At 67.8% G+C, this 26,046-nt stretch carries 28 protein-coding genes; 12 read left to right on the forward strand and 16 right to left on the reverse strand.

The genetic code is table 11. From position 1 onward, the window contains the following. Nucleotides 1-10: 10 nt before the first annotated feature. From W7S_RS24650 to W7S_RS24670, 5 genes are all read right to left on the reverse strand, one after another. A complete protein-coding gene (locus W7S_RS24650) occupies nt 11-979 on the reverse strand; it encodes a zinc-binding dehydrogenase (RefSeq protein WP_014712528.1) in 969 nt (322 codons plus the stop codon). A 1-nt stretch (nt 980) separates the two neighbouring features. Beyond that, a complete protein-coding gene (locus W7S_RS24655; RefSeq protein ID WP_014712529.1) occupies nt 981-2,201 on the reverse strand; it encodes a cytochrome P450 in 1,221 nt (406 codons plus the stop codon). 17 nt (nt 2,202-2,218) lie between these two features. Beyond that, on the reverse strand, nt 2,219-2,923 hold the full coding sequence (locus W7S_RS24660; protein ID WP_014712530.1) for a hypothetical protein: 705 nt from the start codon (nt 2,921-2,923) through the stop codon (nt 2,219-2,221). 3 nt (nt 2,924-2,926) lie between these two features. Further along, the gene (locus W7S_RS24665) at nt 2,927-3,490 is read right to left on the reverse strand and encodes a hypothetical protein (RefSeq protein WP_009955720.1); all 564 of its coding nucleotides are present in this window, start codon (nt 3,488-3,490) and stop codon (nt 2,927-2,929) included. 158 nt (nt 3,491-3,648) lie between these two features. Next, complete coding sequence (locus W7S_RS24670; protein ID WP_014712531.1) at nt 3,649-4,818, reverse strand: CoA transferase; 1,170 nt, start codon at nt 4,816-4,818, stop codon at nt 3,649-3,651. A 182-nt stretch (nt 4,819-5,000) separates the two neighbouring features. On the opposite strand from W7S_RS24670, the gene W7S_RS24675 reads away from it, so the two are divergent. Continuing rightward, nucleotides 5,001-5,753, forward strand: coding sequence for an SDR family NAD(P)-dependent oxidoreductase (locus W7S_RS24675; RefSeq protein ID WP_014712532.1), 753 nt, complete (start codon nt 5,001-5,003; stop codon nt 5,751-5,753). A gap of 148 nt (nt 5,754-5,901) precedes the next feature. Beyond that, on the forward strand, nt 5,902-6,609 hold the full coding sequence (locus W7S_RS24680) for a DUF427 domain-containing protein (RefSeq protein ID WP_008262003.1): 708 nt from the start codon (nt 5,902-5,904) through the stop codon (nt 6,607-6,609). 55 nt (nt 6,610-6,664) lie between these two features. Here the strand turns inward: W7S_RS24680 and W7S_RS24685 are convergent, their stop codons facing one another. The 3 genes from W7S_RS24685 to W7S_RS24695 are packed head-to-tail and all read right to left on the reverse strand — an operon-like array spanning nt 6,665 to nt 9,667. Beyond that, nucleotides 6,665-7,840 carry an acyl-CoA dehydrogenase family protein gene (locus W7S_RS24685; protein ID WP_014712533.1) on the reverse strand — a complete coding sequence of 392 codons (1,176 nt, stop codon included), beginning with the start codon at nt 7,838-7,840 and terminating at the stop codon, nt 6,665-6,667. Continuing rightward, complete coding sequence (locus W7S_RS24690; protein ID WP_014712534.1) at nt 7,841-8,761, reverse strand: LLM class F420-dependent oxidoreductase; 921 nt, start codon at nt 8,759-8,761, stop codon at nt 7,841-7,843. Between the two features lie 15 nt (nt 8,762-8,776). Continuing rightward, nucleotides 8,777-9,667: an acyl-CoA thioesterase II gene (locus W7S_RS24695; RefSeq protein WP_041298123.1), complete on the reverse strand. Its 891-nt coding sequence runs from the start codon at nt 9,665-9,667 to the stop codon at nt 8,777-8,779. Between the two features lie 132 nt (nt 9,668-9,799). Between W7S_RS24695 and W7S_RS24700 the strand changes: the two genes are divergently transcribed. From W7S_RS24700 to W7S_RS26600, 6 genes are all read left to right on the forward strand, one after another. After that, the gene (locus W7S_RS24700; protein WP_008262011.1) at nt 9,800-10,276 is read left to right on the forward strand and encodes a polyketide cyclase; all 477 of its coding nucleotides are present in this window, start codon (nt 9,800-9,802) and stop codon (nt 10,274-10,276) included. A 72-nt stretch (nt 10,277-10,348) separates the two neighbouring features. Then, complete coding sequence (locus W7S_RS24705) at nt 10,349-11,167, forward strand: SMP-30/gluconolactonase/LRE family protein (RefSeq protein ID WP_014712536.1); 819 nt, start codon at nt 10,349-10,351, stop codon at nt 11,165-11,167. 19 nt (nt 11,168-11,186) lie between these two features. Next, complete coding sequence (locus W7S_RS24710) at nt 11,187-12,008, forward strand: thioesterase family protein (protein WP_014712537.1); 822 nt, start codon at nt 11,187-11,189, stop codon at nt 12,006-12,008. A 15-nt stretch (nt 12,009-12,023) separates the two neighbouring features. Beyond that, nucleotides 12,024-12,569, forward strand: a complete 546-nt coding sequence (locus tag W7S_RS24715; protein ID WP_008262018.1) for a TetR/AcrR family transcriptional regulator — start codon at nt 12,024-12,026, stop codon at nt 12,567-12,569. Nucleotides 12,570-13,102: 533 nt separating this feature from the next. Further along, a complete protein-coding gene (locus tag W7S_RS24720) occupies nt 13,103-14,638 on the forward strand; it encodes a GNAT family N-acetyltransferase (RefSeq protein ID WP_232525863.1) in 1,536 nt (511 codons plus the stop codon). A 35-nt stretch (nt 14,639-14,673) separates the two neighbouring features. Next, on the forward strand, nt 14,674-15,057 hold the full coding sequence (locus tag W7S_RS26600; RefSeq protein WP_008262021.1) for a hypothetical protein: 384 nt from the start codon (nt 14,674-14,676) through the stop codon (nt 15,055-15,057). A gap of 85 nt (nt 15,058-15,142) precedes the next feature. On the opposite strand, the gene W7S_RS24725 is transcribed toward W7S_RS26600, so the two are convergent. Genes W7S_RS24725 through W7S_RS24735 form a run of 3 tightly spaced genes read right to left on the reverse strand, consistent with a single transcriptional unit; the run spans nt 15,143 to nt 18,374 of the window. Further along, nucleotides 15,143-16,492 (reverse strand): FAD-binding oxidoreductase, encoded by a 1,350-nt coding sequence (locus tag W7S_RS24725; protein WP_014712539.1) that lies wholly within the window; start codon nt 16,490-16,492, stop codon nt 15,143-15,145. A gap of 21 nt (nt 16,493-16,513) precedes the next feature. Further along, on the reverse strand, nt 16,514-17,257 hold the full coding sequence (locus tag W7S_RS24730; protein WP_014712540.1) for a glucose 1-dehydrogenase: 744 nt from the start codon (nt 17,255-17,257) through the stop codon (nt 16,514-16,516). 16 nt (nt 17,258-17,273) lie between these two features. Further along, a complete protein-coding gene (locus W7S_RS24735) occupies nt 17,274-18,374 on the reverse strand; it encodes a diacylglycerol kinase (protein WP_014712541.1) in 1,101 nt (366 codons plus the stop codon). Nucleotides 18,375-18,484: 110 nt separating this feature from the next. Here W7S_RS24735 and W7S_RS24740 point away from each other — a divergent pair, with 110 nt between their 5' ends. Next, complete coding sequence (locus W7S_RS24740; protein ID WP_014712542.1) at nt 18,485-19,375, forward strand: alpha/beta hydrolase; 891 nt, start codon at nt 18,485-18,487, stop codon at nt 19,373-19,375. Here the strand turns inward: W7S_RS24740 and W7S_RS24745 are convergent. Beyond that, nucleotides 19,372-20,007, reverse strand: a complete 636-nt coding sequence (locus W7S_RS24745) for a TetR/AcrR family transcriptional regulator (protein WP_008262031.1) — start codon at nt 20,005-20,007, stop codon at nt 19,372-19,374. The genes W7S_RS24740 and W7S_RS24745 overlap by 4 nt on opposite strands. Before the next feature lie 157 nt (nt 20,008-20,164). On the opposite strand from W7S_RS24745, the gene W7S_RS26720 reads away from it, so the two are divergent. Continuing rightward, nucleotides 20,165-20,290, forward strand: coding sequence for a hypothetical protein (locus tag W7S_RS26720; RefSeq protein ID WP_003874194.1), 126 nt, complete (start codon nt 20,165-20,167; stop codon nt 20,288-20,290). Nucleotides 20,291-20,308: 18 nt separating this feature from the next. Here the strand turns inward: W7S_RS26720 and W7S_RS24750 are convergent, their stop codons facing one another. The 4 genes from W7S_RS24750 to W7S_RS24765 all read right to left on the reverse strand — a co-directional run bounded on the left by W7S_RS24750 (nt 20,309) and on the right by W7S_RS24765 (nt 23,869). Beyond that, on the reverse strand, nt 20,309-21,733 hold the full coding sequence (locus W7S_RS24750) for an NAD(P)(+) transhydrogenase (Re/Si-specific) subunit beta (RefSeq protein ID WP_008262033.1): 1,425 nt from the start codon (nt 21,731-21,733) through the stop codon (nt 20,309-20,311). After that, the gene (locus W7S_RS24755) at nt 21,730-22,059 is read right to left on the reverse strand and encodes an NAD(P) transhydrogenase subunit alpha (RefSeq protein WP_008262035.1); all 330 of its coding nucleotides are present in this window, start codon (nt 22,057-22,059) and stop codon (nt 21,730-21,732) included. Before W7S_RS24755 ends, W7S_RS24750 begins: the two co-directional genes overlap by 4 nt. 9 nt (nt 22,060-22,068) lie before the next feature. Further along, nucleotides 22,069-23,163: a Re/Si-specific NAD(P)(+) transhydrogenase subunit alpha gene (locus W7S_RS24760; protein WP_036429568.1), complete on the reverse strand. Its 1,095-nt coding sequence runs from the start codon at nt 23,161-23,163 to the stop codon at nt 22,069-22,071. 244 nt (nt 23,164-23,407) lie between these two features. Then, a complete protein-coding gene (locus W7S_RS24765) occupies nt 23,408-23,869 on the reverse strand; it encodes a nuclear transport factor 2 family protein (RefSeq protein ID WP_014712543.1) in 462 nt (153 codons plus the stop codon). Between the two features lie 120 nt (nt 23,870-23,989). Between W7S_RS24765 and W7S_RS24770 the strand changes: the two genes are divergently transcribed. Beyond that, nucleotides 23,990-25,210, forward strand: a complete 1,221-nt coding sequence (locus W7S_RS24770; protein WP_014712544.1) for an acyl-CoA dehydrogenase family protein — start codon at nt 23,990-23,992, stop codon at nt 25,208-25,210. Next, a complete protein-coding gene (locus W7S_RS24775; RefSeq protein ID WP_008262043.1) occupies nt 25,203-26,036 on the forward strand; it encodes a tyrosine-protein phosphatase in 834 nt (277 codons plus the stop codon). The genes W7S_RS24770 and W7S_RS24775 overlap by 8 nt, the downstream gene beginning before the upstream one ends. The last annotated feature ends 10 nt before the right edge of the window (nt 26,037-26,046 follow it).

A 26,046-nucleotide genomic window follows, 5' to 3' on the forward strand; every position in this document is an offset into this window, starting at 1 on the left:
GGTCGGCCCCTCACCCGGCGATCGCGATCTTGATGCGCTCGGTCACCGGTCGGCTGGCCAGCTCGAACGCGTCCTGCACCTGCTCGACGCCGAACGTGTGGGTGAGGTACGCGCCGAGCAGCCAGGGATGCTCGGCGGCGAACTTGCTCGCGAGCTCCAGCATCCGCCGACGGTCAAGCGTCACACCGGATTTCAGCGTCAGGTTGTTGCGCAGCATGGCCCGCATGCTGATGGGATACATCTCGTCGTCGGCGACACCGAAGTAGAAGACGGTGCCGCCGGGGGCGGTGGCGTCGATGGCGTGCGTGAGCGTGGCCACCTGGTGACCGACCGCCTCGATGACGACGTCGGCGCGGTCCCCGGGTGCCAGCTGACTCGCCCAGCGGTCGCTGGTGGCACGCACCGGTTCGTCGACGCCGAATGCCCTTGCCACATCGCGGCGGTCGATCGGGTCGACCCCGGTGACGCGGCGCGCACCGGCCGCCTTGGCGACGTAGGAGAACAGCAGGCCGATCGATCCCTGGCCGATGATCGCGACGCGCCGCCCGGCCAGATCGCCGAGCTGCTCGCAGGCGTAGAGCACACAGGCCAGCGGTTGCAGGCCGATGGCCTGCGCCGGCGTCAGCGCCGGATCGTAGGGCGCCAAACCGTCACCGTCGGTGACGATGCGTTCCATCATGCCGTCGAACCCGGAGGCCCAGCCGACGACGAGGTCCCCCGGGCGGTGCGCGGGGTGGCGGCTGGCGATCACCTCGCCGGCGACCTCGTGGATGGGGAAGCCGTCCTTCTCGGGTCCGCTGCGGCCGTCGTCGCCCGGGATTCGGCCCTTGGCGCCGCGAAACGCGGGCAGATCGCTGCCGCAGACGCCGGCCGCCAGGAACCGCAGCAGCACCTGCCCGTCGGTCAGGGACTCAGGTGTTGCGTCCGCGATCGTCGTCCGCTCGAACAGATACGGGGCGATGAGCCGGTAGGACCACACCTCAGACCTCCACCGGGATGTTGTTCCAGCCCCATTGGAAGCTGGACGGCAACCGGGTGGCGGCTTGGTCCTGGATCGCGTAGTCGGGCACCCGACGCAGCCATTCGGCAAGCAGCACATCGATTTCCAGCCTGGCCAGGTGGTAGCCGATGCAGAAGTGCTGGCCGCGGCCGAACGCCAGCGAGCGGCGGATGGGCCGGTCCCAGATGAACTCGTCGGGCTCGGGGTATTCCCGCTCGTCGCGGCTGGCCGAGGCGAGCAGGGTGATGACGCGCTGGCCGGGATTGATGGTCTGACCGTGAATGTCGAAGGGCTTGCGCGCCGTTCGCGCGAACCACTGCGCGGGCGCGCAGTATCGGATCATCTCCTCGCGGGCGACGGGCACGTTGCCTTCGGGATCGGCGCGCACGGCGGCCAACTGGTCGGGCCGCCGGCTGAGCTCCCACAGCCCGTGGGCGACGATCTTGGGGACCGTCTCGGTCCCGCCGATGAAGATGCACAGCATCTGGGTGGCGACTTCCATGTCGTCCAGCGCGCTGCCGTCGGGCAGGTGGTAGCCGAGCAGGCCGTCGACCACGTCCAGCGGCGGCCCGGACCGGTCGGCGCGGCGGCGCGCGACCGCGGGCAGCAGGAACTCGAAATAGTTCGGGCGCGCCTGCCCGGTGTCCACGCCGACACCCGGCTGGGCGAGGCTGCCGGCGTTGACCGCGGCGAGGACCTGCGGCGCGAGATCGGTGGGAATGCCCAGGAGTTCGCAGACGATCGCGGCCACCACGACGCCACCGTAGTCCTGGGTCAGGTCGAACGAGCCGCGCGGCAACAGCAGGTCGAGGCGTTCGTTGGCCAGCTCGCGGATCCTGCCCTCGAGGTCGGTGACCGAACGCGGCCGAAACGGCCGGGAGTGCGTGCGCCGGATCTCGCCGTACAGGTCGGCGTCGAACATGGCGTGGAACGGAAGCGGGTGCAGCGGCGGGTCGTCGACCGGTCCGGAGTTGTGTTGGGCCAGAACCGATGCCGCCGGCAGCGTGCCCTCCGAGGCGACGAACGTGCCGTTGTTGACTTCCAGCACCTTCCAGATGTCCTCGAAACGCGACAGCGCGAAGGTGTCCCACTGCGGCATGTAATACACCGGGTGGTGGTCGCGCAGGATTCGGTAGTACGGCAAGGGGTTTGCCATCACCGCAGCGTCGAAGGGGTCGTAGCTGAAGTCGGTCTGGTCCATGGGTCCTTGGCGCTCGGTCACTGCAGGGGTGAGGGCGGTAGGGCAGCCAGGATGGAATCTTCCCACCCGTCCCGCAACGCGGGGGCCACGCTCATCCAGGTGACGATCTCGGCGGGTGGGCTCTCCTTCCACGACGGGTAGTGCTCGGCGAAGCAGTCCCATCCCCCGTCCAGCGCCCAGTAGTGGATGACCTCGTTGAAGCGGAAGGTCGTCGTGAACGAACCGAGCCAGCGTTTTCCGGTGCGTTCCGACCACGGCACGTAGAGCCGCTCGAGCTCCCGGATGTAGTCGTCCTGCCGGCCGGGCTTGGTCTGCATGATCTCCTGGATCACCAGCGGCGCAGTGAAATTGGCCTCGCGCAGCTGGGCGAGCGTCCTGTTACTGGGGCCGGCGTACATGATGCGGCCCTCGCCCGAGGCGCCGAGGTCGGCCAGGAACGCCGACCATTTGCCGGCGGCGGCCTCGTGACTGCCGCCGCGGGCCTGGGCGGCGCCGATCCTGGCGTAGTCGGAGAACCCGTCGATCTCCCAGATGACGGTCACCTGTGGCCAGTGGCCGTTGTACGGGGTGGATTCCCAGATCGCGAACAGCCGGGCGCCGAGTTGTTCCATCATCGGCTGGTAGGTGTCGGCGAAGACCTCGGTGAACCGGTCGCTGCGCCCGGATCCCAGCGAGATCGTCTCGTGCAGGTAGAGCAGCGCGTGTTTGTAGTACTTCTTCATGGCCTAGTCGAGCCGGATCAGCTCGGAGTCGGCCCCCGAACCCACGTCGCACAGCAGCGTCTCGGTCGGGGCGACCGTGGCGTCCGAAATACCCTCTGCCGCAAGCGCATAGCCCTTGAACATGCGCGCCGCCCCGCTGAGCAGGTGCTGGGCGCGGGTCGTGGCACGCTGCACTCCCAGCGGCCACCCGTCGCCCCACAACGCGACCTCCGTCAGCCGGTTGTCCAGCGACTCGAGCACCGCGTCGCGCACCCGCGCGTCGGCGGTGAACGCGTCGGCGCTGACGGCCAGGCTGGTCGAGCCCGCCCCCAGCGCGCCCAGGGACGGCTCGAGGTCGGACGCCCGCACCCCCAGGATCCGCAGCGCTCGGGTGTCGCGGCCCTGCGGGAGCAGCACGGTCACCTCCCAGCCGGCCATCGCCCGGTCGTAGAGCCACCCCCCGGCCGATTGGACGACGTCGACGGCGCTGGCGGCGACGACGTCCAGTCGATAGCGCAGGCCGTCGGCGTTGGCCTGGGTTGCTCGGGCGGCGTCGGTCTTGCTGATGTCGAACGTTGGAGCGACCATCGATCCATTCCTCACCACGGCCCCAACGACTCCGTTGGCGGGCCTCACGCGCTTGTCACGGCTTTCTCAAGGGCTGGAGCCGCTGCACGCGTCGGGTGAAGCGACTCACCGCACAGCGTGACACTTCTGGCGAAATTTGTAAAGGTCCGGTCGGGCCCTCACGACCCGCGGCGCGCCTCGAGGTCGGCCAGGACCTCCTCGGTGTGCTGCCCGAGTTCCGGTGCCGCAGAACGCGGTGCCCAGGGGGTGCCGTGAAAATCCGCCGGCGTGGCCACCATCGGGACGGCCGCGTCCCCGTCGGGCACGTCGACGATGCCGCCCGCGGCGTGGAACTGCTCGTCGGCCACGACGTCCTCGAGCGTGTTGACCGGCGACCAGAAGAAATCCGGTTCGCCGGCGAAGATCTGCGCCCATTCGTCGAGCGGGCGCGTCGCAAAGATCTCGTCCAGCGCGACGATCAGCGCCGCCGAGTTGGCCGCGCGGGAGCGGGCGTCGGCGAACCGGGGGTCGTCGCGCCATTCGGGTCGCCCCACGGCGCGGCACAGGGCCGGCCAGTGCCGCTCGGGTTCCAGGCCGACGATCCAGAACCGCCGCCCGTCTTGGGCGGCGTAGTTGTTCATGCACGGGTTGCCCATCGACTCGCGTTGCCCGATCGCGATCGGCTGCCCGCTCATCAGGTAGGTGTTCAGGTCGAAGCTCACGGTGTAGGCGCCCTGCCGGTACAGCGAGGTGGTCACCAGTTGACCGGCCCCGGTGCGTTCGCGCGCGAGCAGCGCCGCGCACACGGCCGCGGCCATCGTCATCCCCGCGGAGTGGTCGCCCATGCCACCGCGCTGAAACGGGGGCGTCTCGCCGGGCCGGGTGAGCAGGTGGGCGACCCCGGCCCGGGACCAGAACGCGGCCACGTCGAAGGCGGCGCGATCGGCGTCCGGCCCGTTTTCGCCGTACCCGGTGATGAGCCCGTAGACCAGGCGGGGGTTGGCCGCCGACACCGACTCGAAGTCCAGCCGCAGACGCTGCAGCGCGCCGGGTCGCACGTTGGTCAGGAAAACGTCTGCGCCGGCGAGCAATTCGAACGCGGTGGCGCGGCCCGCGTCGGTGCCGAGGTCGAGCACCACGCTGCGCTTGGAGCGGTTGTCCATTTCGAAGGGCGGGTTGAGGCCCATGTCGCAGCCCAGCATGCGGCCGAACATGCGCGCCGGGTCGCCCGTCGGCGGTTCGATCTTGATCACGTCGGCGCCCCAGTCCGCCAGGATGCCGCCGGCGGCCGGTCCGGCCACCCACACCCCGAGTTCGACGACCTTGACGCCTTCCACCGGTCCCGCCATGCGTAAGTTCCTACTCCCTGCGCCGGCCGCCCGTTGCCACCGGGTCATCCGGTTCGCCGTTCTGATCTGCCCGCCGATGAATCTGGGCGGCCCCGTGTATCGGAATACATGCGGGCGTCGCGCAATGACTGGCCGCGGCAAGCCACCCCACCTATGCGGCCTGCCCAATCCGACACCAATCAATGAAGGAGGCCGTCATCGTGGCCACAATCTCAGGCAGGGCGGTGCTGATCACCGGGGGAAATCGTGGCATCGGCGCCGCGCTGGTCGCGGAGGCCTTGCACCGGGGCGCCCGGCGGGTGTACGTCGGCACCCGGAAGGCCTTGGCCGGCAACGGTGATTCCCGCGTGACACCGCTGGCCCTGGACATCACCGACCCCGCGCAGATTCGGCGGGCCGTGGCCAGGGTCGACTCGCTTGATGTCCTGGTCAACAACGCCGGCCTGGCGGTGTACGACGATCTCGGCGACGCCGCCGCCCTGCGGACGCACCTTGCGGTGAATCTGCTCGGCACGTACGACGTGATTCAGGCCTTCCTGCCGATGCTGACGCGATCCGGGGGATCGATCGTCAACAACCTGTCGGTGAACGCCTTGGCGCCGTTGCCGCTGATCCCGGCGTATTCGATCTCCAAGGCCGCGGCGTTCTCCCTCACGCAATCGCTGCGTGTCATCCTGGCCGGGCGGGGCGTGCGGGTTCATGCGGTGCTGACCGGTCCCGTCGACACCGACATGACCCGAGGCCTCGACATCCCCAAGGCCTCAACGCAATCCGTGGCGCAAGGCATCTTCGATGGGCTGGAGAACGGCGACGACGAGATCTTTCCCGACCCGATGTCGCGTTCGTTGGCAGAGGGCTGGCAGGTGGGCGTCGCCAAGCTGCTCGAGCAGCAGTACGCGGCCCTGCTCGCACCCGGAGATCCCGTCACATCCTGACTCCCAATCACGAATCCGAATGCCGCCACGCTTAGTCGGCGGCCCTCCGGTCGGGCTCCCGCCCCAACCGGGTCTGTCGGATCGAGGCCGGTGTGCACCACAATGGCCTACGCGGAGCTAGATGAGTGGTTGCAACCGGGAGGAACGCATGACTCTGGTGGCCGGGCGGGGACCGCTCAGCAGCGATCCGGCGGGGCGCTTCTCGCCCGCGATACCCGACGGGCCAGAAGGGATTGTGTACGTCGAGCCGCATCCCCGGCGCGTGCAGGCGGTCAAGGACGGGCGGCTGGTGATCGACACCGAGCGGGCGCTGATGGTGCACCGGCGGGGCCGTCCGCTGAGCTACGTCTTCGCGCCCGACGACGTCGGCGACCTGCCGACTGAGCCCGAGCCGGAGGCACCCGGTTTCGTTCATGTTCCCTGGGACGCGGTCGACACGTGGTTCGAGGAGGGGCGCAAACTCGTGCACTACCCGCCCAATCCCTATCACCGCGTCGACTGCCGTCCGACGCAGCGCCGCCTGCGCGTCCGCGTCGGCGGCACCACGCTGGTCGACACCGACGACACGACGATCCTCTTCGAGACGGCGCTCGAGCCGAGGTTGTATGTCGACCCGGCGCACGTGCGCACCGATCTGCTGGTGCGCTCCGAGACGTCGAGTTACTGCAACTACAAGGGCTTTGCGACGTATTGGTCGCTGGTCTCGGGTGAGCGCGTCGTCGAGGACGTCGCCTGGTGTTATCCCGATCCGCCGCCGGAAAGCCTGCCGATCAAGGGATTTCTCAGCTTCGACGACACCCGCGCCGACGTGCTCGCCGAGCTGCCCGGCGGCCCGCGCGATCCCGCGAGAGTGTAACTGGCAACGCATCTCCCGGGTGCCACCGTCGGTGGTGACACTCTCGCGGCAAAGGTCAGCGGCCGTAGCTGGGACGCCCGAGTCCCAGCTCGTGCTGGGCGATCATGTTGCGGAACACCTCCATGGTGCCGCCGTAGATTCCGGCGGGCACGCCGTGGCGGAAGATGAACTCGATGGCGCCGTCGTCCGCGGAACCCGTTGTGTCGGTGGGCAATGCCGAGGCCGTCCCCAGCAGGTCCATCAATTCCTGGGAGACCTCCCGCATGGTCTGGATGAGGCCCACGCGCCCGTACATCCCGGGAGTCGACATGGCCGCCTCGATCCGGGCCATGGCGCGCCCGAGGCGGTATTTCGTCGCCTCGTCGTCGATCGGGCGGCGCCCGTCGGCATTGGGCGTGGCCAGGATGGCCGCGACCCCGTCGGCCGCCTCGGCCATCAGCTGGCCGTGCTCGGAGAGCATCGAGATGTTCTGCAGGCCATGGTCTTGGACCTCGGTGATGCCGTGTTCGGCGTCGAGGGCGAACCGCATCACCGTCCACCCGCCGTTGACCTCGCCGATCCGGTAGAGGTCATCGACCCGCACGTCGCTGTAGTACACGATGTTGGTGCGGTCACCATCCAGCGTGCGGATGCCCTGGATCTCGATGCCCGGCGAATCCAGCGGCACCAGAAACATGGTCAGGTTCTTGTGTCTCGGTCCTTGCGGATCGGTGTTGGTGAGCAGGAAGACGTACTTGGCGTTCTGCGCGTTCGAGGTGAACATCTTGGACCCGTTGATGACCCACGCGTCGCCGTCGCGCACGGCTCGCGTCTTGCAGGTGGCGACGTCGGAGCCACCCTCGGGTTCGGTGTAGCCCAGGCAGAGCCGGATCTCGCCGGACAGCACGCCCGGCAGCACCGCGTCGACGAGTTCGGCCGCCCCGAACTGCTGCACCAACCGCGCGACGACCGCCGTGGTGCCCCAGTGGAACCACGGGGCGTGGGCACGACCGATCTCGAGGTGAAAGATCCGGCGGCGCACCGGATTGAAGCCGCCCTCGGACTCCAGCTTCCAGTCCGATTCCAGATAACCGGCTTCGCCCAACGCCAAATGCACCGGTTCACTGAAGTTTTCACCGGTCTCCCGGTCACGCCGCCGCACCTCATCGGTGACATGCTCGGCGATGAACTCCCGGAACTGATCGTAGAAATCCTGGTCCTCGGGTGAGAGCGCGACGCGGGAGAAGTCCATTCAGGCCGCGTCGATCACGAGGGTGCGGAAACGGTCGAGGGTTTCGAGCGCATGCGTCATGCTGTCGCCGGGCAGGTGGACACTGACCCACGTCACTCCCAGCTTCGCCAACCTGTCCAGGCCGTCGAGGTACGCGTCGGCGTTGAACGCGTCATCGGCGGGGCCGCCGCCCTCGAAGTTGGTGAAGGTGATGTCGATCGCCGACCAATCCCGGCCCGCCGCATCGCATCTGCGTCGCAGGTCCTCGATGCCCTCGGCGAGCTTTTGCACCGAGTCGATGGTGGCCGTGCCCGCGGTCTGCGCCAACTGGGGCGGGGCGGGAAACGGGCACCAGCCGTCGCCGTACTGCGCCACCCGCTGGCGCGACGCGGTGGTGTTGCCGCCGATCCAGATCGGCGGGTGCGGGCTGCTCAGCGGCCGGGGATGCGCGGTGATGCCGCGCGCGCTGAAGTGCTTGCCCTCAAAGGAGATGTCGTCTTCGGTCCAGACGGCCCGGATCACCTGCAGCGCTTCCTCGAACAGCTCGGCGCGCTCGTCGTAGCTGACGCCCAGCGCCGCGAACTCGCGCTTGAGGTAGCCCACGCCCACCGCGAGGGTGAAGCGGCCGCCGGATAGCAGATCCAGGGTGGCGCCGGACTTGGCCACCACGAACGGGTTTCGGTACGGCAGCACGACGATGTTGGGAATCAGCCGCAGGGTGGAGGTGGTGGCGGCTGCGAAACCCAGTGCGACGAAAGGGTCTAACGCGTCATGCCCGCCCGCGTCCAGCCACCGCTGCGACGGCGCGGGGTGATCGGTGAAGCCGAAACCGTGGATCCCGGCCGCTTCGGTGGCCGCGGCCACCTTGCCGATGCCGTCCCCACTGACCAATTCCGGGTTGTAGGGATGGCTGTGCATCGGGTGGGTGATGGTGAAGCGCATCTGACTTTCCAGCCGTCAGAAGCGCGCGCGGGAATCGATCGCGGTGTCGCTGGTCCGCAGCGGGCGGATCAGCGCCTCCTGGGAGAACGACGCCAGCAGGTCCCCCTCCTCGGCGTGCACGGTGCCGCGCACGTACGACATGCCCGCGCCCACCTGGGTGCTCTCGTGGGTGTAGAGGAGCCAGCCGCTCCAGCGCGCCGGCTCGTGGAAGGCGACCGAGATGCTCATCGGCGCGGTGGACACGGTCAGGTGCGCCTGGGCGGTGCCGATGCCCTCGTGCGCGCGCATGGTGGTGGAGATCCCCAGGTGACCGGTGAAGTACGCCAGCAGCGCCTTGGCCAGGTCGTCGCGGGTCGGGATGGGGTCGTAGTGCAGCCACGCGTAGAGCTCCGGCGGGCCGACCTCGTCGGGGCTGTTGACGTCGACAACGTCCACCAGGCGCAGCTCGCGGCCGACCATCGGCATCGGTGAGGCGTTGGCGTCGGCCGGCGCGGCCACCTCGGGGCGCGGCAGGTGGTGACGGATGACGTCGGCGGTCGGGACGTCGGCCAGCACCGTGATGCTCAGGCACCGGCGGCCGTTCTGGTGCACGGCCACGACGGCGGTGGCGGTGGACCGGCCCTCGGCCACGACGTCGAGGATCAGCTCGATCGGCGGGCCGACGGTCACGGCGCGGGAGAACACCGCGTGCGCCGACCGGACCGACTTGTCCGGGAATCGTTTGGCCACCGCGACAATCGCCTGGGCGAGCACCTGGGTGCCCTCCACCACCTGGCGTTCGTCGCCGCCGGCGATGCCGGTCTCGCCGGTGAACCGGTCCTGCCCGTCGGCCCGCACGTCAAACAGATCCAGCAGGCCTTGCACCGTCCACTCGGTCTGCTGAGACTCCTCGGAAGCTTTCGTCAAATCCGCTCCACCTCTCGCGCTAGCAGCTCAGGGCTCAGCGTGACACTTTGAGTAGGATTTGTAAAGCTTGGCTAACAAGACCGCGGCCCGGCGGACCAGCCCGCCGACGAAAAGCGCAGGGAGGCAACGCCATTGGGTATCGTGACCACCACTTCGGAGACCGCGTTCACGCAGTCCGCCGAGACCGTCTACGACTTCGTCACCAACCCGTTGAACTGGACAAAGACCTACCCCGGCAGCGCGCACATCGGCGGGTTGCCCGACCTACCCCTGAAGGTGGGTGACACCTGGGAGGAAGCGGGGCCCGACGGCGACCGGATCTTCCGCTGGCAGCTGGCCGCCGCCGTGCGGCCGACGCTGTTCGTGTTCACCTCGATCGGCCGCCTGGGCCATGACCGCGACGGGAACGGCGGCATGGAGGGCAGGATCACCGTGTCGTACCACTTCACCCGGCCGGGCCAGGACGTCACGCTGTTCTCCCGGACCATGACGATCGAGGCGTACAAGCACGCGCCCCTGCCCGATCAGCTCTTCATCCAGGCCAACCCGGCGAAGATCGACGCCTACCACGAGGCCGTCGCACGAGAACTCGCCCGGTCGGCAGATTGACACCGGTACCCGCGGTGCGTGACACTTTTTCGGTGTTTTGTAAAGCGGCAGGTTGGCCAAAGGCATGAGCGGATGATCCCCGAGCCGCTGGCCAACGGGTTCTGCTTCGGCGAGGGGCCGCGCTGGTTCGAGGGCCTGCTGTGGTTCTCCGACATGCTAGGCGAGGCGGTCCACACCTCGACCATGGGGGGCTCGCTGACCACGCTGCCGTTGCCCGGGCACTCGCCGTCGGGTCTGGGTTTTCGTCCCGACGGCTCGCTGCTGATCGCGTCGACCGAGGACCGGCGGGTGCTGCGCTACGACGGCGAAAGCGTCGCCACCATCGCCGACCTCGCCGACGTGGCGCCGGCCAACCTCGGTGACATGGTCATCGACGACGTGGGCCGCGCCTACATCGGATGCCAGGCGCTGCGCGGCGGCGTCATCGTCCGCCTCGACCCCGACGACAGCGCGACCGTCGTCGCCGAGGATCTCGACTTCCCCAACGGGATGGTGATCACCCCGGACCGCGAGACGCTGATCGTCGCCGAGTCGACGGGCCGGCGACTGACCGCGTTTTCGATCGGCGATGACGGTGGGCTGACCGACCGCCGGATCTTCGCCGACGGCCTGGACGGGCCGCCCGACGGCATCGCGCTCGACGCCGAGGGCGGGGTGTGGACGTCGATGACCCTGGCCCACCAGTTCGAGCGGATCGTGGCGGGCGGGGACGTGACCGACCGGATCGACATGGGCGATCGGGTCGCCATCGCCTGCGCCCTCGGCGGCCCGCAGCGCCGCACCCTGTTTCTGTTGTCGAGCACGGACGCCTATCCTCAGCGCCTGGCCGGCACCCGGCTTTCCCGGCTGGACGCCGTCACGGTGACCACTCCCGGCGCCGGCCTGCCCTGACCCCCCGAAGAGGTTGACGATGACCGACGCCTACTACGAGCTGATCGACCCGGCCGACGCGCCGGGCGAGAAGTTCCGGGCGACCGACCTGGCGCGCGGCACCTGGTCGGCGGCGATCCAGCACGGCGGTCCGGTGTCGGGGCTGCTGGTCCGGGCGCTGGAGCGGTGCGAACATCGCGACGACACCCGCCTGTCCCGGGTCGTGATCGACCTGCTGGGCGGGGTGCCGGCCGAGGGCGACCTGTGGGTCCGCTCGCAGGTGCAACGGCCCGGCAAGCAGATCGAACTCGTCAGCGCCGAGATGCTGGCCCCGGGCCCCGACGGCGCGCCCCGGCCGGTGGCGCGCGCCAGCGGCTGGCGGTTGCAGCACCAGGACACCCGGGAGCTCGCGCACGCCGCGGCTCCCCTGCCCCGGCCGAGGGCCGAGGCCTACGACCGCAACCTCAAGGCCAAGGACTGGGACCGCAACTACGTGCACAGCCTCGAGTGGCTGTGGCTGACCGAGCCGCTGAGCGAAGGCCCGGGCGAATCGTGGATCAACCCGACCGTCGACCTGGTCAACGGCGAGCCCATGACCCAGCTGGAACGGCTGTTCGCGGTCGCCGACTGCGCCAACGGCATCGGCAGCAAGCTGGACATCACCAAATGGACCTTCCTCAACACCGATCTGGCCGTGCACGTGTTTCGTGTCCCCGACGGTGATTGGATCGGGATCAGGGCGGAAACCAGTTACGGGCCGGACGGGATCGGGACGACGATCGGCACATTGTTCGACGAGCAGGGCGCGGTCGGCGCCATCCAGCAGTCGGTGCTGGTGCGCCGGCGCCCGCCTCGGGCCTAACGTGGAGGCGAAAAGATGAGCCACCCGATCCGGTCGACGACGATCGCCGACACCGACACCTCGACCCGTCAGCGCATCCTGGCGGCCACCGCCGAGGTGCTCGGCCGCAACGGCAAGACCAAGCTGAGCCTGTCCGACGTGGCCACCCAGGCGGGCGTCTCCCGCCCGACGCTGTACCGCTGGTTCGCGTCCAAAGAGGAGTTGCTGTCGGCGTTTTCGGCCTACGAGCGACAGATCTTCGAAAGCGGCCTCGTTAAGGCCACCGCGGGCCTCAAGGGCGTGGACAAGCTCGACGCCGTGCTGCGGTTCATCGTCGATTACCAGCACTCGTACTCCGGCGTGCGGATGGTCGACGTCGAGCCCGAGCACACCATCGCCCAGTTCTCGTGGGTGATCCCGCAGATGCGCGAGGGCTTACAGCGGCACCTGCCCGGGCCCAACTCCGCGGTGAAGGCGGCGACGGTGATCCGGATCGCGATCTCGCACTACATCGTGCGCAGCGACGACGCGGATCAGTTCCTCGCGCAGCTGCGGCACGCGGTCGGCATCAAGGGCAACTGATCGTTTGGTGTCGCGCGGTGTGACACATTCGAACAAGCCGCACCGATAGTAAGAAGTCCAGCAGGCCCCTCCAGACCCGTCGCGCCAGAGGATTACTGAGCTCGGTCCATCTCGCCAGCACTTAACAATGTCCCGCATGCAACTGAATTGTGTTGATAACCGCGATTAACCATAACCTTTGTCCGCACGTCAGATAGCTCGATGTCGAGCTAGCCCGTTTCATTGGACTGCAAGCGAGGGCCTTTGGGCAATCAAGGCATGGTTTCTCCACCGGTTCATCGCGAAAACGATGATGCAATTAACGAACGGAGCGTTGCCTGACGCTTTGAGAAAACGACTCGATGTGATCCTTTCGCCAAATGCTATGGGCGTGCGCGCCGGCACTCGGGCGCGGTCAGCATCGCCGGGTCGGAGGAGAAATCACACATACCTCCAAGGAAAGCCGGAACAGCAGGCCTTTATTCGAGCAACCACGATGCTTTGCGGGGCGTGTCAGCGGTCGAATGTTTCGTTCAAAGGCGATAATCGCGACCGTGGCGGATGAGGTTGAAGATGCGGGTGGTCCGACCTCACCACTGCGATTCCTCCTCGACACGAACGCTCTTATCGCGCTAGAGCCGTTTGCAGGCCAAATGGAAGCGGGCATGGGTCCTGCAGCAGCCTTCATGCGTTTGGCTATGAAGCAACGGCACTACATCTTTGTGCACCCGGCCAGTCGCGATGAACTCGCGGGCGGCAAAGACGCGGCCCGCGCCAAACAGCGTCTCGCAGAGATCGATAAGTTTGACACGCTGGCTGAGTCGCCGATCCATTCGTCGATTGACAACGAACTAGGTCCTGTTGAGCGCGACACGAACGACCACCGCGACCGACGAATTCTGGCGTCGCTGTATTCGAATTCGGTTAACTTCCTTGTCAGCGACGACGGCCGACTGCGAAAGAGGGCAACGCGCATCGGCGTGGGCACACGTGTCCTCACCCTCGCAGACGCAGTGGCCATGCTTGAGGGTTTCGAGCCCGCCGCCATTCCACCGCCGCCGCAGGTCGAGAACTTGCCGTCGTACGCGCTCGACGTGGAGCAGAAAATCTTCGGCAGTATCCGTGACGACTACGAGAATTTCGACGCATGGATTGCCAAAGTGCAAGGAGATTCGAGCAACCGCGAGTGTTTCGTCGTCAAGGAGGACGATGGCACATACGCCGCGATCGCCATTGTGAAGATCCGCGAGGATGACTGCGAGTACGATTTCGTGCATCCCGTGAGCAAGATATCGACTTTTAAAGTGGCACAACAGTTTTCCGGCAGTAGATATGGTGAGCTGTTGTTGAAGGCGGTCCTTCAATCGCATCATGATCACCATGTCAGCAGCGCGTACGTGGAGGTTTGGGATCATCACCAGCCTCTGATCGATTTCCTTGGCCAATTCGGATACGTCAGTGCCGGTCGGTCGCAAAAAGGGGAGACCACGCTCGTCAAGGTGTTCAAGCCGCGCGACGAAACATTGAACCCACTGGACTATCACATCCGGTACGGGCCCCCAGCGGTATCAGCCGCTGCCTCCGCGTTTGTCATACCCATCCGCAATCATTGGCACAATCAGCTGTTCCCAGAGTGTGCGATGTCCGGGCCAATGGGCCAGTTGGTCTTTCCCGACCTCGCAGGGGAGAAGAGTAGACCGTGGGGGAATGCGCTTCGAAAGGCGTACTTGTGCAATGCTTCAACGAACAACATAGAGCCAGGTGACATTATCCTCTTCTATCGGTCAGGGGGCTTCAAGACGGTGGAAGTCGTTGGCGTCGCCGAGGAGACGCACCGAACAGCATCAGCCGAAAACGTCATGAACATGGTTGGTGGCCGCACTGTGTACACCGCCGAGGATGTGGAATTGCTCGCACAACACTCGTCACAGGTACTTGTCATTATGTTCCGCAGGGATTGGGTCCTCGATCCCCCGTGGACCTTGGCAGAGTTGCAGGCGAACGAAGTATTAAAGGCACCACCGCAAACCGTTCAACAAGTGAGGGAGGCTGGCACCAAATGGATTCATCAGCGACTGGCCGACAGGTAGTAATGTCAGTCCACCCACGCTACGCAGAGGCGATTATGCAGGGCCGCAAGAAGATCGAGTTCCGTAAGCGGCCGCTAGCCAAGGACGTCGATCTTGTGTGGGTGTACGCGACAGCGCCGGTCCAGCTGATTGTCGGATACTTCAAGGTCGGTGCCACCGTCAACGCCGCGCCCCTTAGTCTTTGGCGACGATTTAACCGTGTAGGTTGCATCGACCGCGTCGACTTCGACCGCTATTACGCGAATTCCTTGATGGGAAGCGGGATTCGAATCGAAAACGCGACTCGTCTAGCAGTTCCGATGTCAATCGGTGAACTTTTACCTTCTGGCGTGCCACCTCAAAGCTTCGCATATGTTGGCACGATCGACTTCGTGCGCGAACACAGGCATGCATCGCGTGTCCCTGCAGGAGCATCCTGAAACCGAGAGAATCACGACACGGAGGATGGCAATCTCGTAGCGTCGATCTTCAACTTGGTGGGCGTTGCCTCTGGTAGCGGACGCATCACGGCGATCGGTCGAACAACACCGCCGCGTTGAGGTAGCCGGTCGGGTCCAGCGCGGTCTTGAGGGTGCGCATCGCGGCGATGTCGGCGGGTTCGCGTGACATCGCAAGGTAGGGCCGCTTGCGGCTGCCGACGCCGTGCTCGGAGCTCACGTTGCCCCCGCATCGCGCGATGAGGTCCATCATCGGCTCATAGAGGCGCCGCTCTTGCTCGCCCGGGCAACGCAATACGTTCAGGTGCAGGTTGCCCTCGCCGATATGCCCGAACAGCACCGGCAGCGCCCCGGGGGCGTGGGTGCTGACCAATTCAACGGCGTGCCTTTCGAATTCGCTGATCGCCGACAACGGCAGCGACACGTCGAACTTCAGCGGCGGACCGTACACGCCCAGCACCTCGGCCAGCGATTCGCGTACCTGCCACAACCGTTGCTGCGCGGCAAGATCCACGCCGACCGCCGGTTCGCCGCACATGGGCACGTTGTCGAGCAAGTCGGCGAGGCGCTCGGTCTGGTCATGGTCGGCGGCCAGCTCCACCAGCAGCAGCCAGTCCCCGGTGACCGGGGCCCCGACGCCGCGATGCTCGCGGGTCAGCGCGGCGGCCCGGCCGTCGATCAATTCCAGGGCCGCGATGCCGTCCACGTCGCGGAAGATCCGGCCCGCGGCCACCAGCGCGTCGAGGTCGGCGAATCCGCAGATGGCGGTCACCCGGTGCGGGGGGATGGCGTGCAGCCGCAGATCCAGCCCCGTGATGACGCCGAGCGTGCCCTCGGCGCCCACGAACAGCGCCGGAAGGTCATAGCCGGTGTTGTCCCGGCGCACCCGGCTGTGGCGGCGCAGCAGCGAGCCATCGGGCAGCGCGACCTGGACGCCGATGACCTGCTCGCCCATGTTGCCGTACCGGACGGTGCGCAGGCCGCCGGCGTTGGTCGACGCCATGCCCCCGACGGTCGCCGTGTCGCGGGCGGACAGGTCCACGCCGAACACGAGATTGGCCGCGGCCGCGGCCCGTTGCACCGCGGCCAGGGTGGCCCCGGCGCCGACCTCGATGCGGCTCTCGACGGTGTCGACGTCCCCGATGGCGTGCAGCCGCTCGGTGGACAACAACACGTCGTCGTGCTCGGGGACGGTGCCGGCCACCAGCGAGGTCCGGCCGCCCTGCACCGTCACGTGCGCGCCGGCGTCGCGGCACACCCGCAGCACCTCGGCGACCTGCTCGGCCGAGCCCGGCCGCACCAGCGCGCTGGCCCGCCCGCGGTAACGGCCGGTGTGGTCGACGCTGCGCGCCGCCAGCACGTCGGGGTCGGTGACGACGTGGTTCGGCCCGACCAGGCTTGCCAGACTGCTCAGCATGCTCGCGGTTATAGCACCGCCCTAGAACAGGTTTTTGTGCGGCACGTCGGTGACCAGGCCGCCGTCCATGACGAATTCGCTGCCGGTGGCGTACGACGACTCGTCGCTGGCCAAAAACAGGATGAAGGTCGACACCTCGCGGGACTCGGCCGGGCGGCCGAGCGGGATGGTCACCATGTCCTCGGGCAGGTGCTTGGTCATCGGGGTGCGGATGAAGCCCGGGTGCACGGAGTTGACCCGGATGTTGTGCGGCGCCAGTTCCAGGGCGGCGGACTTGGCCAGGCCGCGCACCGCCCACTTGGAGGCGACGTAGGGATGCACCATCGGCGCGCCGCGCAGGCCCTCGATGGACGACACGTTGATGATCGAGCCGCCCCCGGCCGCGATCATCGGCTCGACGGCCACCCGCATGCCCAGGAACGTCCCGGTCAGGTTGACGTCAATCACCTTCTGCCACTTGGCCAGATCGAAGCTCTTCAGTGGGCCGAGCGCGACGGTCCCGGCGTTGTTGACCAACACGTTGAGCTTGCCGAATTCGCCGATCGCGGTCTGCACGGCGGCGTCCCACTGGTCGGGCTGGGTGACGTCGAGGTGCACGTAGCGCACCGCGTCACCGATCTCGTCGGCCACCGCCTTGCCCTCGTCGTCGAGGATGTCGCCGATCACCACCTTGGCGCCTTCGGCGGCCAGCAGCCGCGCGTGCTCGGCGCCCATCCCGCGCGCACCGCCACTGATGAGCGCAACTTTGCCGTCTACCCGTCCCACAGGGGGCTCCTTTCGATTAACTGGTCACCAAAGTGCTTGGTGCGTAAAGGCCTTTTCCGGTGACCAGCGGCAGGTCGAGCGTGGTCCGGATGCCGGGGGGCGCCGCGATCACCGCCGGGATGGCGTTGACGACGCGGCCCGCGGCGCCCGCGATCGCGGCGTGATTGTGGTCGCCCTTGCGGCTGCTGGGAATGATGTCGACCGCGTAGGAGGGCTCGCCGGTGATCTCGACGCGGTAGGAGCCGTCGCCCGAGGCGGGCTGGGGCAGGTCGGGGCGCAGGTCGGGCCGCAGCCGGGTGACGTGCTCGATGACGATGGCGGGGTGGCCCTTGACCATGCCGCGGATCTCGAACTGCAGCACGGCCACGGTCCCCTTGGCGACGCGGCCGACCGCGATGTCGAAGTCCTCGGGCGCGGGCTCGCGCTGGTAGGACTCGGTGATCTCGTCGACCTCGATGCCCAGGCCGGCCGCCAGCTGACGGATCGCGGTGCCCCAGGCGATGCTGAGGATGCCCGGCTGCAGCAGCATCGGGATCTCGTCCATGGGCTTGGCGAATCCCATGTAGTCCATGACCTCGGTCCCGTTGTAGGACGCGTAGTCGTGAATCTCCATGCAGCGCACCTGCTCGATGCGCTGACACGTCCCGGCGAGCGCGAACGGGATCAGGTCGTTGGCGAACCCGGGGTCGACGCCGCTGATGAAGATGCTCGAATTGCCTTGCTTGGCAGCGTCTTCCACGCGGGCGATGTATTTGTCGGGCATCACGCCCCACGGGTACTGCAGCAGCCCCGGCGAGGACCCGACGACGTTGATCCCGGCGGCCAGGATGCGCATGACGTCGGCCATCGCCTCGGGCAGGCGGGTGTCGCCCATCGCGCAGTAGACGACGCACTCGGGCTTGGCGGCGATGATGGCGTCCAGGTCGTCGACGGCCGCGACGCCCGTCACCACGCCGGCGTCCAGGCCGACGCCGCACAGCTCGCCCGCGTCCTTACCCACCTTTTCCGGGGTGGAGACGCACACCCCGGTCAGCTCGAACTGGGGGTTGGTGATCAGTTCGGCGAGGGCCAGCCCACCGACGTTGCCGGTACCGACGTGCGCGACGCGGATCGCCATGACAGTCTCCGTCCGTTGAGCGCTCAAAACGTTTCTAGACACTAGTCCATTAATTTGGGCGCGCATACCTGCGGACCGCCCGTGGACCGCGGGGGCAGAATCAACCGTTGATGACCACACGCGAAGACCTTCGGTTCCCGTCCGGCGACGACCTGATCAGCGCCTGGCTCTACCGCCCGCCGGGCGACGGCCCCGCGCCGCTGCTGGTGATGGCCCACGGCCTGGGCGCCGTGCGGAGCATGCGCCTGGACGCCTACGCCGAACGCTTCAGCGCGGCCGGCTACGCGTGCCTGGTGTTCGACTACCGCAACTTCGGCGACAGCGGGGGCCGGCCCCGTCAGGTCCTCGACGTCGGCATGCAGCTCGCCGACTGGGCCGCGGCCGTCGACTACGCGCGCACCCTGCCGGGTGTCGATCCCGCTCGAATCGCGTTGTGGGGCACCTCTTTTGCCGGCGGTCACGTGATCGCGACGGCGGCGCGGCTGCCGGGCATCGCCGCGGCCGTCGCCCAGTGCCCCTTCACCGACGGCATCGCGTCCGCGCGCACCATCACCAACCCGCTGATCACCGCGCGCATCACCGCGCGGGCGGTGCGCGACGTGCTCGCGAGCAAGCGGGGCGGGCCACCGGTGATGGTCGCGACGGCGGGGCGGCCCGGCGAGGTCGCGTTGATGAACACGCCCGACGCGTACGAGGGCTACCTGCGGCTGGTGCCCGATGGCGCCGACCTACGCAATGAGGTCGCCGCCCGAATCGCGTTGCAGGTCTTCACCTATCGCCCGGGACGCCTGACGCCGGAGATCGCCTGCCCGATCCTGTTCTGCGTGTGCGAGGCCGACTCGGTGGCCCCCGCGGCGGCGACGCTGCGCCACGCGTCCAGAGCGCCCCGCGGCGAGGTCAAGCTGTATCCCGAGGGCCATTTCGCGATCTACGTCGACGACGCGTTCGAGCGGGTGGTCGCCGACCAGCTCGCGTTCCTCGACAAGCACCTGCGCGGTTAAGGACCCAGCGGAGACGTCGTGCGGATCGCCTCGTCGCGGATCAGTCCGCGCAGCAGCGCCGTGCTGAACTCCGCCGCGATCTCCTTGGCGGAGCGCCGCCCGCTGGGCCGCAGCCAGCGATAGCTGCCCAGCGTCATGCCGATGTAGCCCAGCGCCAGCACGTGCGAATCGCACTGGTAGAACTCGCCGCTGGCGATCCCGCGGTCGATCAGGCCGTGCACGTGGTGGTAGACCTGCGCTTCCTTCTCGCGGACCTCGGCGACCTGCTCGCTGGTGAACCACTCGGTGATGTAGGGCTGCTCCTGGAAGTACACCGCGGCGCGCTCGGGATCGCTGGCGATGCCGGTCAGCAGCCGGACGGTGTACTGGTAGAGCGCCTCGCGCGCGGTCCAGGACGGGTCGTCGTGCACGGCGGCCAGCGTGCCCTCGGCGGCCTGGCGGTAGATGTCGAACAGAATCAGCGACTTGCTGGCGTAATAGTGATAGACGGTCGCCTTGTTCAGGCCGATCACGTCGGCCACGTCGTCCATCCGGGTGCCGTGATAGCCGCGCGCCGCGAACAGCTTGGTGGCGACGGCCAGCAGCTCTTCGCGCCGCGTTTGCCCATTGGGTGTGACGCTGTCGGTGGGCATCTGTTCTCACTATCGTCGGTACGGGCAGGCCAGGCCCGGTGCGGCCAAGAATAACTATCAATCAACTGGTTGGACAGTTTAAGCAAAAACGCCGGGTGTCACGTCGACGGGCATGCGACTAGACTCCTCCTCGAACGAGATTCGAGAGGTGGGACCGATGGATCCGAGCCCGGATTACGACGGAAGCGACGAGATCGAGTTCTTCATGCGGTACCTCACCTGGGGCTTGCGCGGTGTCACCGACGGCAACGGGTACCCGCCGCCGGCATACCCGCCCGTTTAAACGCCCAGCGCCAGCGCTTTATAGCGCCTTGAGTTCCTCGGCGACCTCGGTCACCGACTTCTTCGCATCCCCGAACAGCATGCTGGTGCCCTCGCCGTAGAACAGCGGGTTGTCGATGCCCGCGAACCCGGAGTTCATCGATCGCTTCAGCACGATCACCGACTTGGCCTTGTCCACGTTGAGGATCGGCATGCCGTAGATCGGGCTGGACGCGTCGTTGCGGGCCGCCGGGTTGGTGACGTCGTTGGCGCCGATGACGATCGCGACGTCGGTGCGCGCGAACTCGTCGTTGATGTCGTCCATGTCCTTCATGGCGTCGTAGTCGACCTCGGCCTCGGCCAACAACACGTTCATGTGCCCGGGCATCCGGCCGGCGACCGGGTGGATGGCGTACTTGACCTCCACGCCCTTGTCCTCCAGCAGGGCCGCCATGTCCTTCACCGCGTGCTGCGCCTGCGCGACGGCCAGGCCGTAGCCCGGCACCACGATCACCTGGTTGGCGTAGGCCATCTGGATCGCGGCGTCCGCGGCCGAGGTGGCCTTGACGGTCTTGTCTCCCCCGCCATCGCCACTGGGGGCCACCCCGCCGCCGCCGAAGCCGCCGGCGACGATCGCGGGGATCGAGCGGTTCATGGCCTTGGCCATCAGGTTGGTCAGGATCGAGCCGGACGCGCCGACGATCATGCCGGCCACGATCATCGCGGTGTTGTTCAGCGCCAGACCGGCGGCCGCGGCAGACAACCCGGTCATCGCGTTGAGCAGCGAGATGACCACGGGCATGTCCGCGCCGCCGATGGGCAGCACCACCATCAGGCCCAGCACGCCCGCCGCGGCCAGCAGCCCGATCATCCACCACAGGGACGCCCCGCCGGTGCCGGGATGGGCGTGCACCCCGACCACCACCGCCGCGGCCACCGCGGCGACCAGCAGCAGCAGGTTGACCGGCTGCTGGGCCCTGCCGAAACCGATCGGTGCGCCCGAGATGATCTCCTGCAGCTTGCCGAACGCGATGATCGATCCCCAGAACGAGATCGACCCGATGATCGCGGCGAACAACGACGCCACCACGATGTGCACGGTCGGCGACTCACCGTGCTGGAACGCCGAAAAGCCTTGCGTCTCAATGAATTCCGACAGCGCGATCAGCGCGACGGTGCCGCCGCCGACGCCGTTGAAGAACGCCACCAGCTGCGGCATCGCCGTCATCTTGGTGTAGCGCGCCGGCGGGACACCGAGCACCACGCCCACCACCAGGCCGGCGATGATCAGCACCCATTGGTCGGTGTGGCGGATCTTGACAAGCGTCGCGGCCACCGCGATCGCCATGCCCACCGCGGCGATCAGGTTGCCCCGCACCGCCGTTTTGGGCCCGGTCAGGCCCATCAGGCCGTAGATGAACAGGGCGAACGAAATGATGTACAGGCCGATGACCAAGTAGTTCATTTGGCGGCCGGCTCCTCACTCGCGGCGGGCACCGGTTTCTTCTTGCCCTTGAACATGCCCAGCATCCGGTCGGTGACGATGAACCCGCCGATGACGTTCAGGGTGCCGAACACGACGGCCACGAACAGGATGATCTGCACCGCCAGCGAGGGGTGCTCGACCGAGCCGAACACCACCAGCGCGCCCAGCACCACGATGCCGTGGATGGCGTTGGTGCCCGACATCAGCGGCGTGTGCAGCGTGTTGGGCACCTTGGAGATGACCGCGAACCCGACGAACCCGGACAGCACCAGGATCGCCACGTTGGCCAACAATTCGTCGTACATGTAGTCCTCTCAGTCCCGCGTCACACAGGAGTCCGCGATGACCTCGTCGTCGAAGTCCGGCGCCAGCTTGCCGTCGGTGAGCAGCAAGTCCAGCAAAGCGGTGATGTTCTTGCTGTAGAGCTCGGAGGCGTGCTCGGGCATCGTCGCCGGCAGGTTCAGCGGCGACGCGATGGTGACGTCGTGCTTGACGACCGTCTTGCCGGGTTCGGTGAGCTCGCAGTTGCCGCCGGTCTCGCCGGCCAGGTCCACCACCACGCTGCCGGGCTTCATCGCCTCCACGGCCGCGGCGGTCACCAGCCGCGGCGCGGGACGGCCCGGGACCAGCGCTGTGGTGATCACGACGTCGAAGCCGCTGATGGCCTTCTCCAGCGCCTGCTGCTGCTGCGCGCGCTCCTCGTCGGTCAGCTCGCGGGCGTATCCGCCCTCGCCGGCCGCTGTGATTGTTTCTGAGATCCCGAGCTCGAGCCACTGCGCGCCCACCGAGCGCACCTGATCGGCCACCTCGGGCCGCACGTCGTAACCGGTGGTGCGGGCGCCGAGCCGCTTGGCCGTCGCCAGCGCCTGTAGCCCGGCCACCCCGACCCCGAGCACCAGCACCGTGGCCGGCTTCACCGTTCCGGCGGCCGTCGTCAGCATCGGGAAGAACCGGGTCGCCTCCGAGGCCGCCAGCAGCACGGCCTTGTAGCCGGCCACGTTGCCCTGCGACGACAAGGCGTCCATCGCCTGTGCGCGCGAGATCCGCGGGATGGCCTCCAGGGCGAACGCCTGCACGCCCGCCTGCTTCAAAGCGCCGATCGAGTTCTCGGCGTTGCGCGGCGCCAGGAAGCCGATCAGCGTCTGCCCGCTGTGCAGCTTGCCGACCTCGTCCGCGGTCGGCGGCGCGACCTTGACCACGATGTCGGCGGCCCACGCGTCCCCGATGGTGGCGCCGGCCTCGGTGTAGAGCGCGTCGGGCAGCAGCGCCCGTTCGCCCGCGCCGGACTCGACCACGACCGCCACGCCGCTGCCCACCAGCGACGCCACCGCCTTCGGCACCAGCGCGACCCGCCGCTCGTCGGCCCCGGACTCGGAGACCACTCCTACCGTCGTCTGCGCATCTGTCATGGCGCGTACATCTACTTTCCGTACTCTTACGTACTGTCCGTGCCGATGGGCGTGGCGCTGGCTCGGCCGCGCGCTTCGCTACCTTAACCAGGTTCCGCCATGGATGGGTGATCGGCTCTGGGCCACCCGGGGCGGGATACCCCGCCGGCGGGCGATCGACTCCCGGTCGATGGTTCGCCGCCGCATGCCGATGCAGTAGCGGCCACACCGTTGTGGGGTCACAAGGCGTCGTTGTTGCCCGCCGCTACCAGAGCGGGATGTCGTGGCCGCGTTCGGACGACGGGCGGGGCCCGAAGATGCGTCGCTGCGATTCGTCGATCGGCACGTCGTTGATGCTGGCTTCGCGGCGGGCCATCAGCCCCGACTCGGCGAACTCCCACAGCTCGTTGCCGTAGCTGCGATACCACTGCCCCGACCGGTCGCGGCACTCGTATTGGAAGCGGACCGCGATGCGGTTGTCGTGGAAGTCCCAAAGAACCTTGCGCAGCGCGTAATCCAGTTCGCGCTGCCACTTGCGGGTCAGGAACGCCACGATCTCGTCGCGGCCCACGATGTGCTCGCCGCGGTTTCGCCACCGCGAATCGACCGTGTAGGCCAGGCTGACGCGGTGCGGGTCGCGGGTGTTCCAGGCATCCTCGGCCGCCTGCACCTTCTGCATTGCGGTCTCCCGCGTGAACGGCGGGAACGGGGGGCGGGATTCGGTCACGCCCCAATCCTGCCGCGAGCAGACACAGAATCGCACTAATCCGCACTGCAGCATGCGATTTTGCGTCTGCTCGCGCCGTCCAATAACGCGTGACCTATCGTGACGGGCATGGACTTCGCGATGTCGGCCAAGGCCAGCGACTATCACAAGCGGCTGACCGATTTCATGACCGAGTACGTGTTCCCGGCCGAGGCCGACTACGACAAGTTTCGTCACGAAGCCGGCCCGCACGACCACACGGTTCCGCCCGTCGTCGAGGAACTGAAGATCAAGGCCAAGCAGCGGGGCCTGTGGAACCTGTTCCTACCGGCCGAATCGGGCCTGACCAACCTCGAATACGCGCCGCTGGCCGAGATCACCGGCTGGAGCCTGGAGATCGCCCCCGAGGCGCTCAACTGCGCGGCACCCGACACCGGCAACATGGAGACGCTGCACCTGTTCGCGACCGAGGAACAGCGCAAGCAGTGGCTGGAGCCGTTGCTGGCCGGCGAGATCCGCAGCGCCTTCTCCATGACCGAGCCGGCCGTGGCCAGCAGCGACGCCCGCAACATCGAGACCTCGATCGTGCGCGACGGCGGCGACTACGTGATCAATGGCCGCAAGTGGTGGACGTCGGGTGCGGCCGACCCGCGCTGCAAGATCCTGATCGTCATGGGCCGCACCAACCCCGACGCCGCGAGCCACCAGCAGCAGTCGATGGTGTTGGTGCCGATGGACACGCCCGGCGTGACGGTGGTGCGCTCCACCCCGGTCTTCGGCTGGCAGGACCAGCACGGCCACTGCGAGATCGTCTACGACAACGTGCGCGTGCCGGCCACCAACCTGCTCGGCGAAGAGGGCGGCGGCTTCGCGATCGCCCAGGCCCGGCTCGGGCCGGGCCGCATCCACCACTGCATGCGCGCGCTCGGCGGGGCCGAGCGCGCCCTGGCCCTGATGTCCGACCGCGCCCAGAAGCGGGTGGCGTTCGGGCGCCCGCTGGCCGAGCAGGGCGTGGTGCGCGAGTCAATTGCCAAGTCCCGCAACGAGATCGACCAGGCACGGCTGCTGTGCGAGAAGGCGGCGTGGACCATCGACCAGCATGGCAACAAGGCCGCGCACCTGCTGGTCTCCCAGATCAAGGCGGTGGCCCCGCAGGTGGCCTGCGACGTCATCGACCGCGCCATCCAGGTGCACGGGGCCGCCGGCGTCAGCGACGACACGGTGCTGGCCCGCCTGTACGGCTGGCACCGCGCCATGCGGATCTTCGACGGCCCGGACGAGGTGCACATGCGAACCATCGCGCGCGCCGAGCTGGGCCGGGAAAAGTCGGCGCTCGCCGCGGCGGTCACCGCGCATGACTGAGGCGTTGCGAGAACTGTCGGGCGCGTGGAACTTTCGTGACGTCTCCGACGGCGCGCCGGCGCTCAAACCCGGGCGGCTGTTCCGCTCCGGCGAACTGAGCGGGCTCGACGACGACGGCCGCGCGACGCTGAGCCGGCTGGGCATCACCGACGTCGCCGATTTGCGGGCGGCCCGTGAGGTCGCGCGGCGCGGGCCGGGGCTGGTTCCCGACGGCGTCGAGGTGCACCTGTTGCCCTTCCCCGATCTCGGCGAGCAGGACGCCGGGACCGACGACGCGGCGCCGCACGAACACGCCTTCCAGCGCCTGCTCACCGGCGAGGGGGCCGAGGAGCAGTCGGGCCAATCCGTCGATGAGGCCGCCACCCGCTACATGATCGACGAATACCGGCAATTCCCAACGCGGAACGGGGCGCAGCGGGCGTTGCACCGCGTCATCTCGCTGCTGGCCGACGGGCATTCGGTGCTGACGCACTGCTTCGCCGGCAAGGACCGCACCGGCTTCGTGGTGGCGACGGTGCTCGAGGCGATCGGCATCGACCGCGACACCATCCTGGCCGACTTCCTGCGCAGCAACGACGCCGCGCCCGCCCTGCGGGCGCAGATCTCCGCGATGATCGCGCAGCGCCAGGACGCCGAGCTGACCCCGGAGGTGGTGACCTGGACCGAGGCGCGGCTGTCCGACGGCGTGCTCGGGGTCCGCGAGGTCTACCTGGCCGCCGCGCGCCAAACCATCGACGAGGAATTCGGTTCGCTGGACGCCTATTTGCGCGCCGCGAGCGTCAGCGAGTCAGACGTGGAGCGCCTGCGCGAGGCGCTGCTCGCCTGACCCGCCGACC

Source organism: Mycobacterium sp. MOTT36Y (assembly GCF_000262165.1).
Lineage (GTDB): Bacteria > Actinomycetota > Actinomycetes > Mycobacteriales > Mycobacteriaceae > Mycobacterium > Mycobacterium intracellulare.

Coding starts and splice junctions, on each gene's coding strand:
- W7S_RS24740 (WP_014712542.1), top strand. CDS start 18,485: ATGACCACACGCGAAGACCTTCGGTTCCCGTCCGGCGACGACCTGATC.
- W7S_RS24715 (WP_008262018.1), top strand. CDS start 12,024: ATGAGCCACCCGATCCGGTCGACGACGATCGCCGACACCGACACCTCG.
- W7S_RS24680 (WP_008262003.1), top strand. CDS start 5,902: ATGACTCTGGTGGCCGGGCGGGGACCGCTCAGCAGCGATCCGGCGGGG.
- W7S_RS24665 (WP_009955720.1), bottom strand. CDS start 3,490: ATGGTCGCTCCAACGTTCGACATCAGCAAGACCGACGCCGCCCGAGCA.
- W7S_RS24725 (WP_014712539.1), bottom strand. CDS start 16,492: ATGCTGAGCAGTCTGGCAAGCCTGGTCGGGCCGAACCACGTCGTCACC.
- W7S_RS24770 (WP_014712544.1), top strand. CDS start 23,990: ATGTCGGCCAAGGCCAGCGACTATCACAAGCGGCTGACCGATTTCATG.
- W7S_RS24745 (WP_008262031.1), bottom strand. CDS start 20,007: ATGCCCACCGACAGCGTCACACCCAATGGGCAAACGCGGCGCGAAGAG.
- W7S_RS26720 (WP_003874194.1), top strand. CDS start 20,165: ATGGATCCGAGCCCGGATTACGACGGAAGCGACGAGATCGAGTTCTTC.
- W7S_RS24755 (WP_008262035.1), bottom strand. CDS start 22,059: ATGTACGACGAATTGTTGGCCAACGTGGCGATCCTGGTGCTGTCCGGG.
- W7S_RS26600 (WP_008262021.1), top strand. CDS start 14,674: ATGCAGGGCCGCAAGAAGATCGAGTTCCGTAAGCGGCCGCTAGCCAAG.
- W7S_RS24710 (WP_014712537.1), top strand. CDS start 11,187: ATGACCGACGCCTACTACGAGCTGATCGACCCGGCCGACGCGCCGGGC.
- W7S_RS24655 (WP_014712529.1), bottom strand. CDS start 2,201: ATGGACCAGACCGACTTCAGCTACGACCCCTTCGACGCTGCGGTGATG.
- W7S_RS24670 (WP_014712531.1), bottom strand. CDS start 4,818: ATGGCGGGACCGGTGGAAGGCGTCAAGGTCGTCGAACTCGGGGTGTGG.
- W7S_RS24705 (WP_014712536.1), top strand. CDS start 10,349: ATGATCCCCGAGCCGCTGGCCAACGGGTTCTGCTTCGGCGAGGGGCCG.
- W7S_RS24690 (WP_014712534.1), bottom strand. CDS start 8,761: ATGCGCTTCACCATCACCCACCCGATGCACAGCCATCCCTACAACCCG.
- W7S_RS24750 (WP_008262033.1), bottom strand. CDS start 21,733: ATGAACTACTTGGTCATCGGCCTGTACATCATTTCGTTCGCCCTGTTC.
- W7S_RS24760 (WP_036429568.1), bottom strand. CDS start 23,163: ATGACAGATGCGCAGACGACGGTAGGAGTGGTCTCCGAGTCCGGGGCC.
- W7S_RS24685 (WP_014712533.1), bottom strand. CDS start 7,840: ATGGACTTCTCCCGCGTCGCGCTCTCACCCGAGGACCAGGATTTCTAC.
- W7S_RS24675 (WP_014712532.1), top strand. CDS start 5,001: ATGAAGGAGGCCGTCATCGTGGCCACAATCTCAGGCAGGGCGGTGCTG.
- W7S_RS24775 (WP_008262043.1), top strand. CDS start 25,203: ATGACTGAGGCGTTGCGAGAACTGTCGGGCGCGTGGAACTTTCGTGAC.
- W7S_RS24660 (WP_014712530.1), bottom strand. CDS start 2,923: ATGAAGAAGTACTACAAACACGCGCTGCTCTACCTGCACGAGACGATC.
- W7S_RS24735 (WP_014712541.1), bottom strand. CDS start 18,374: ATGGCGATCCGCGTCGCGCACGTCGGTACCGGCAACGTCGGTGGGCTG.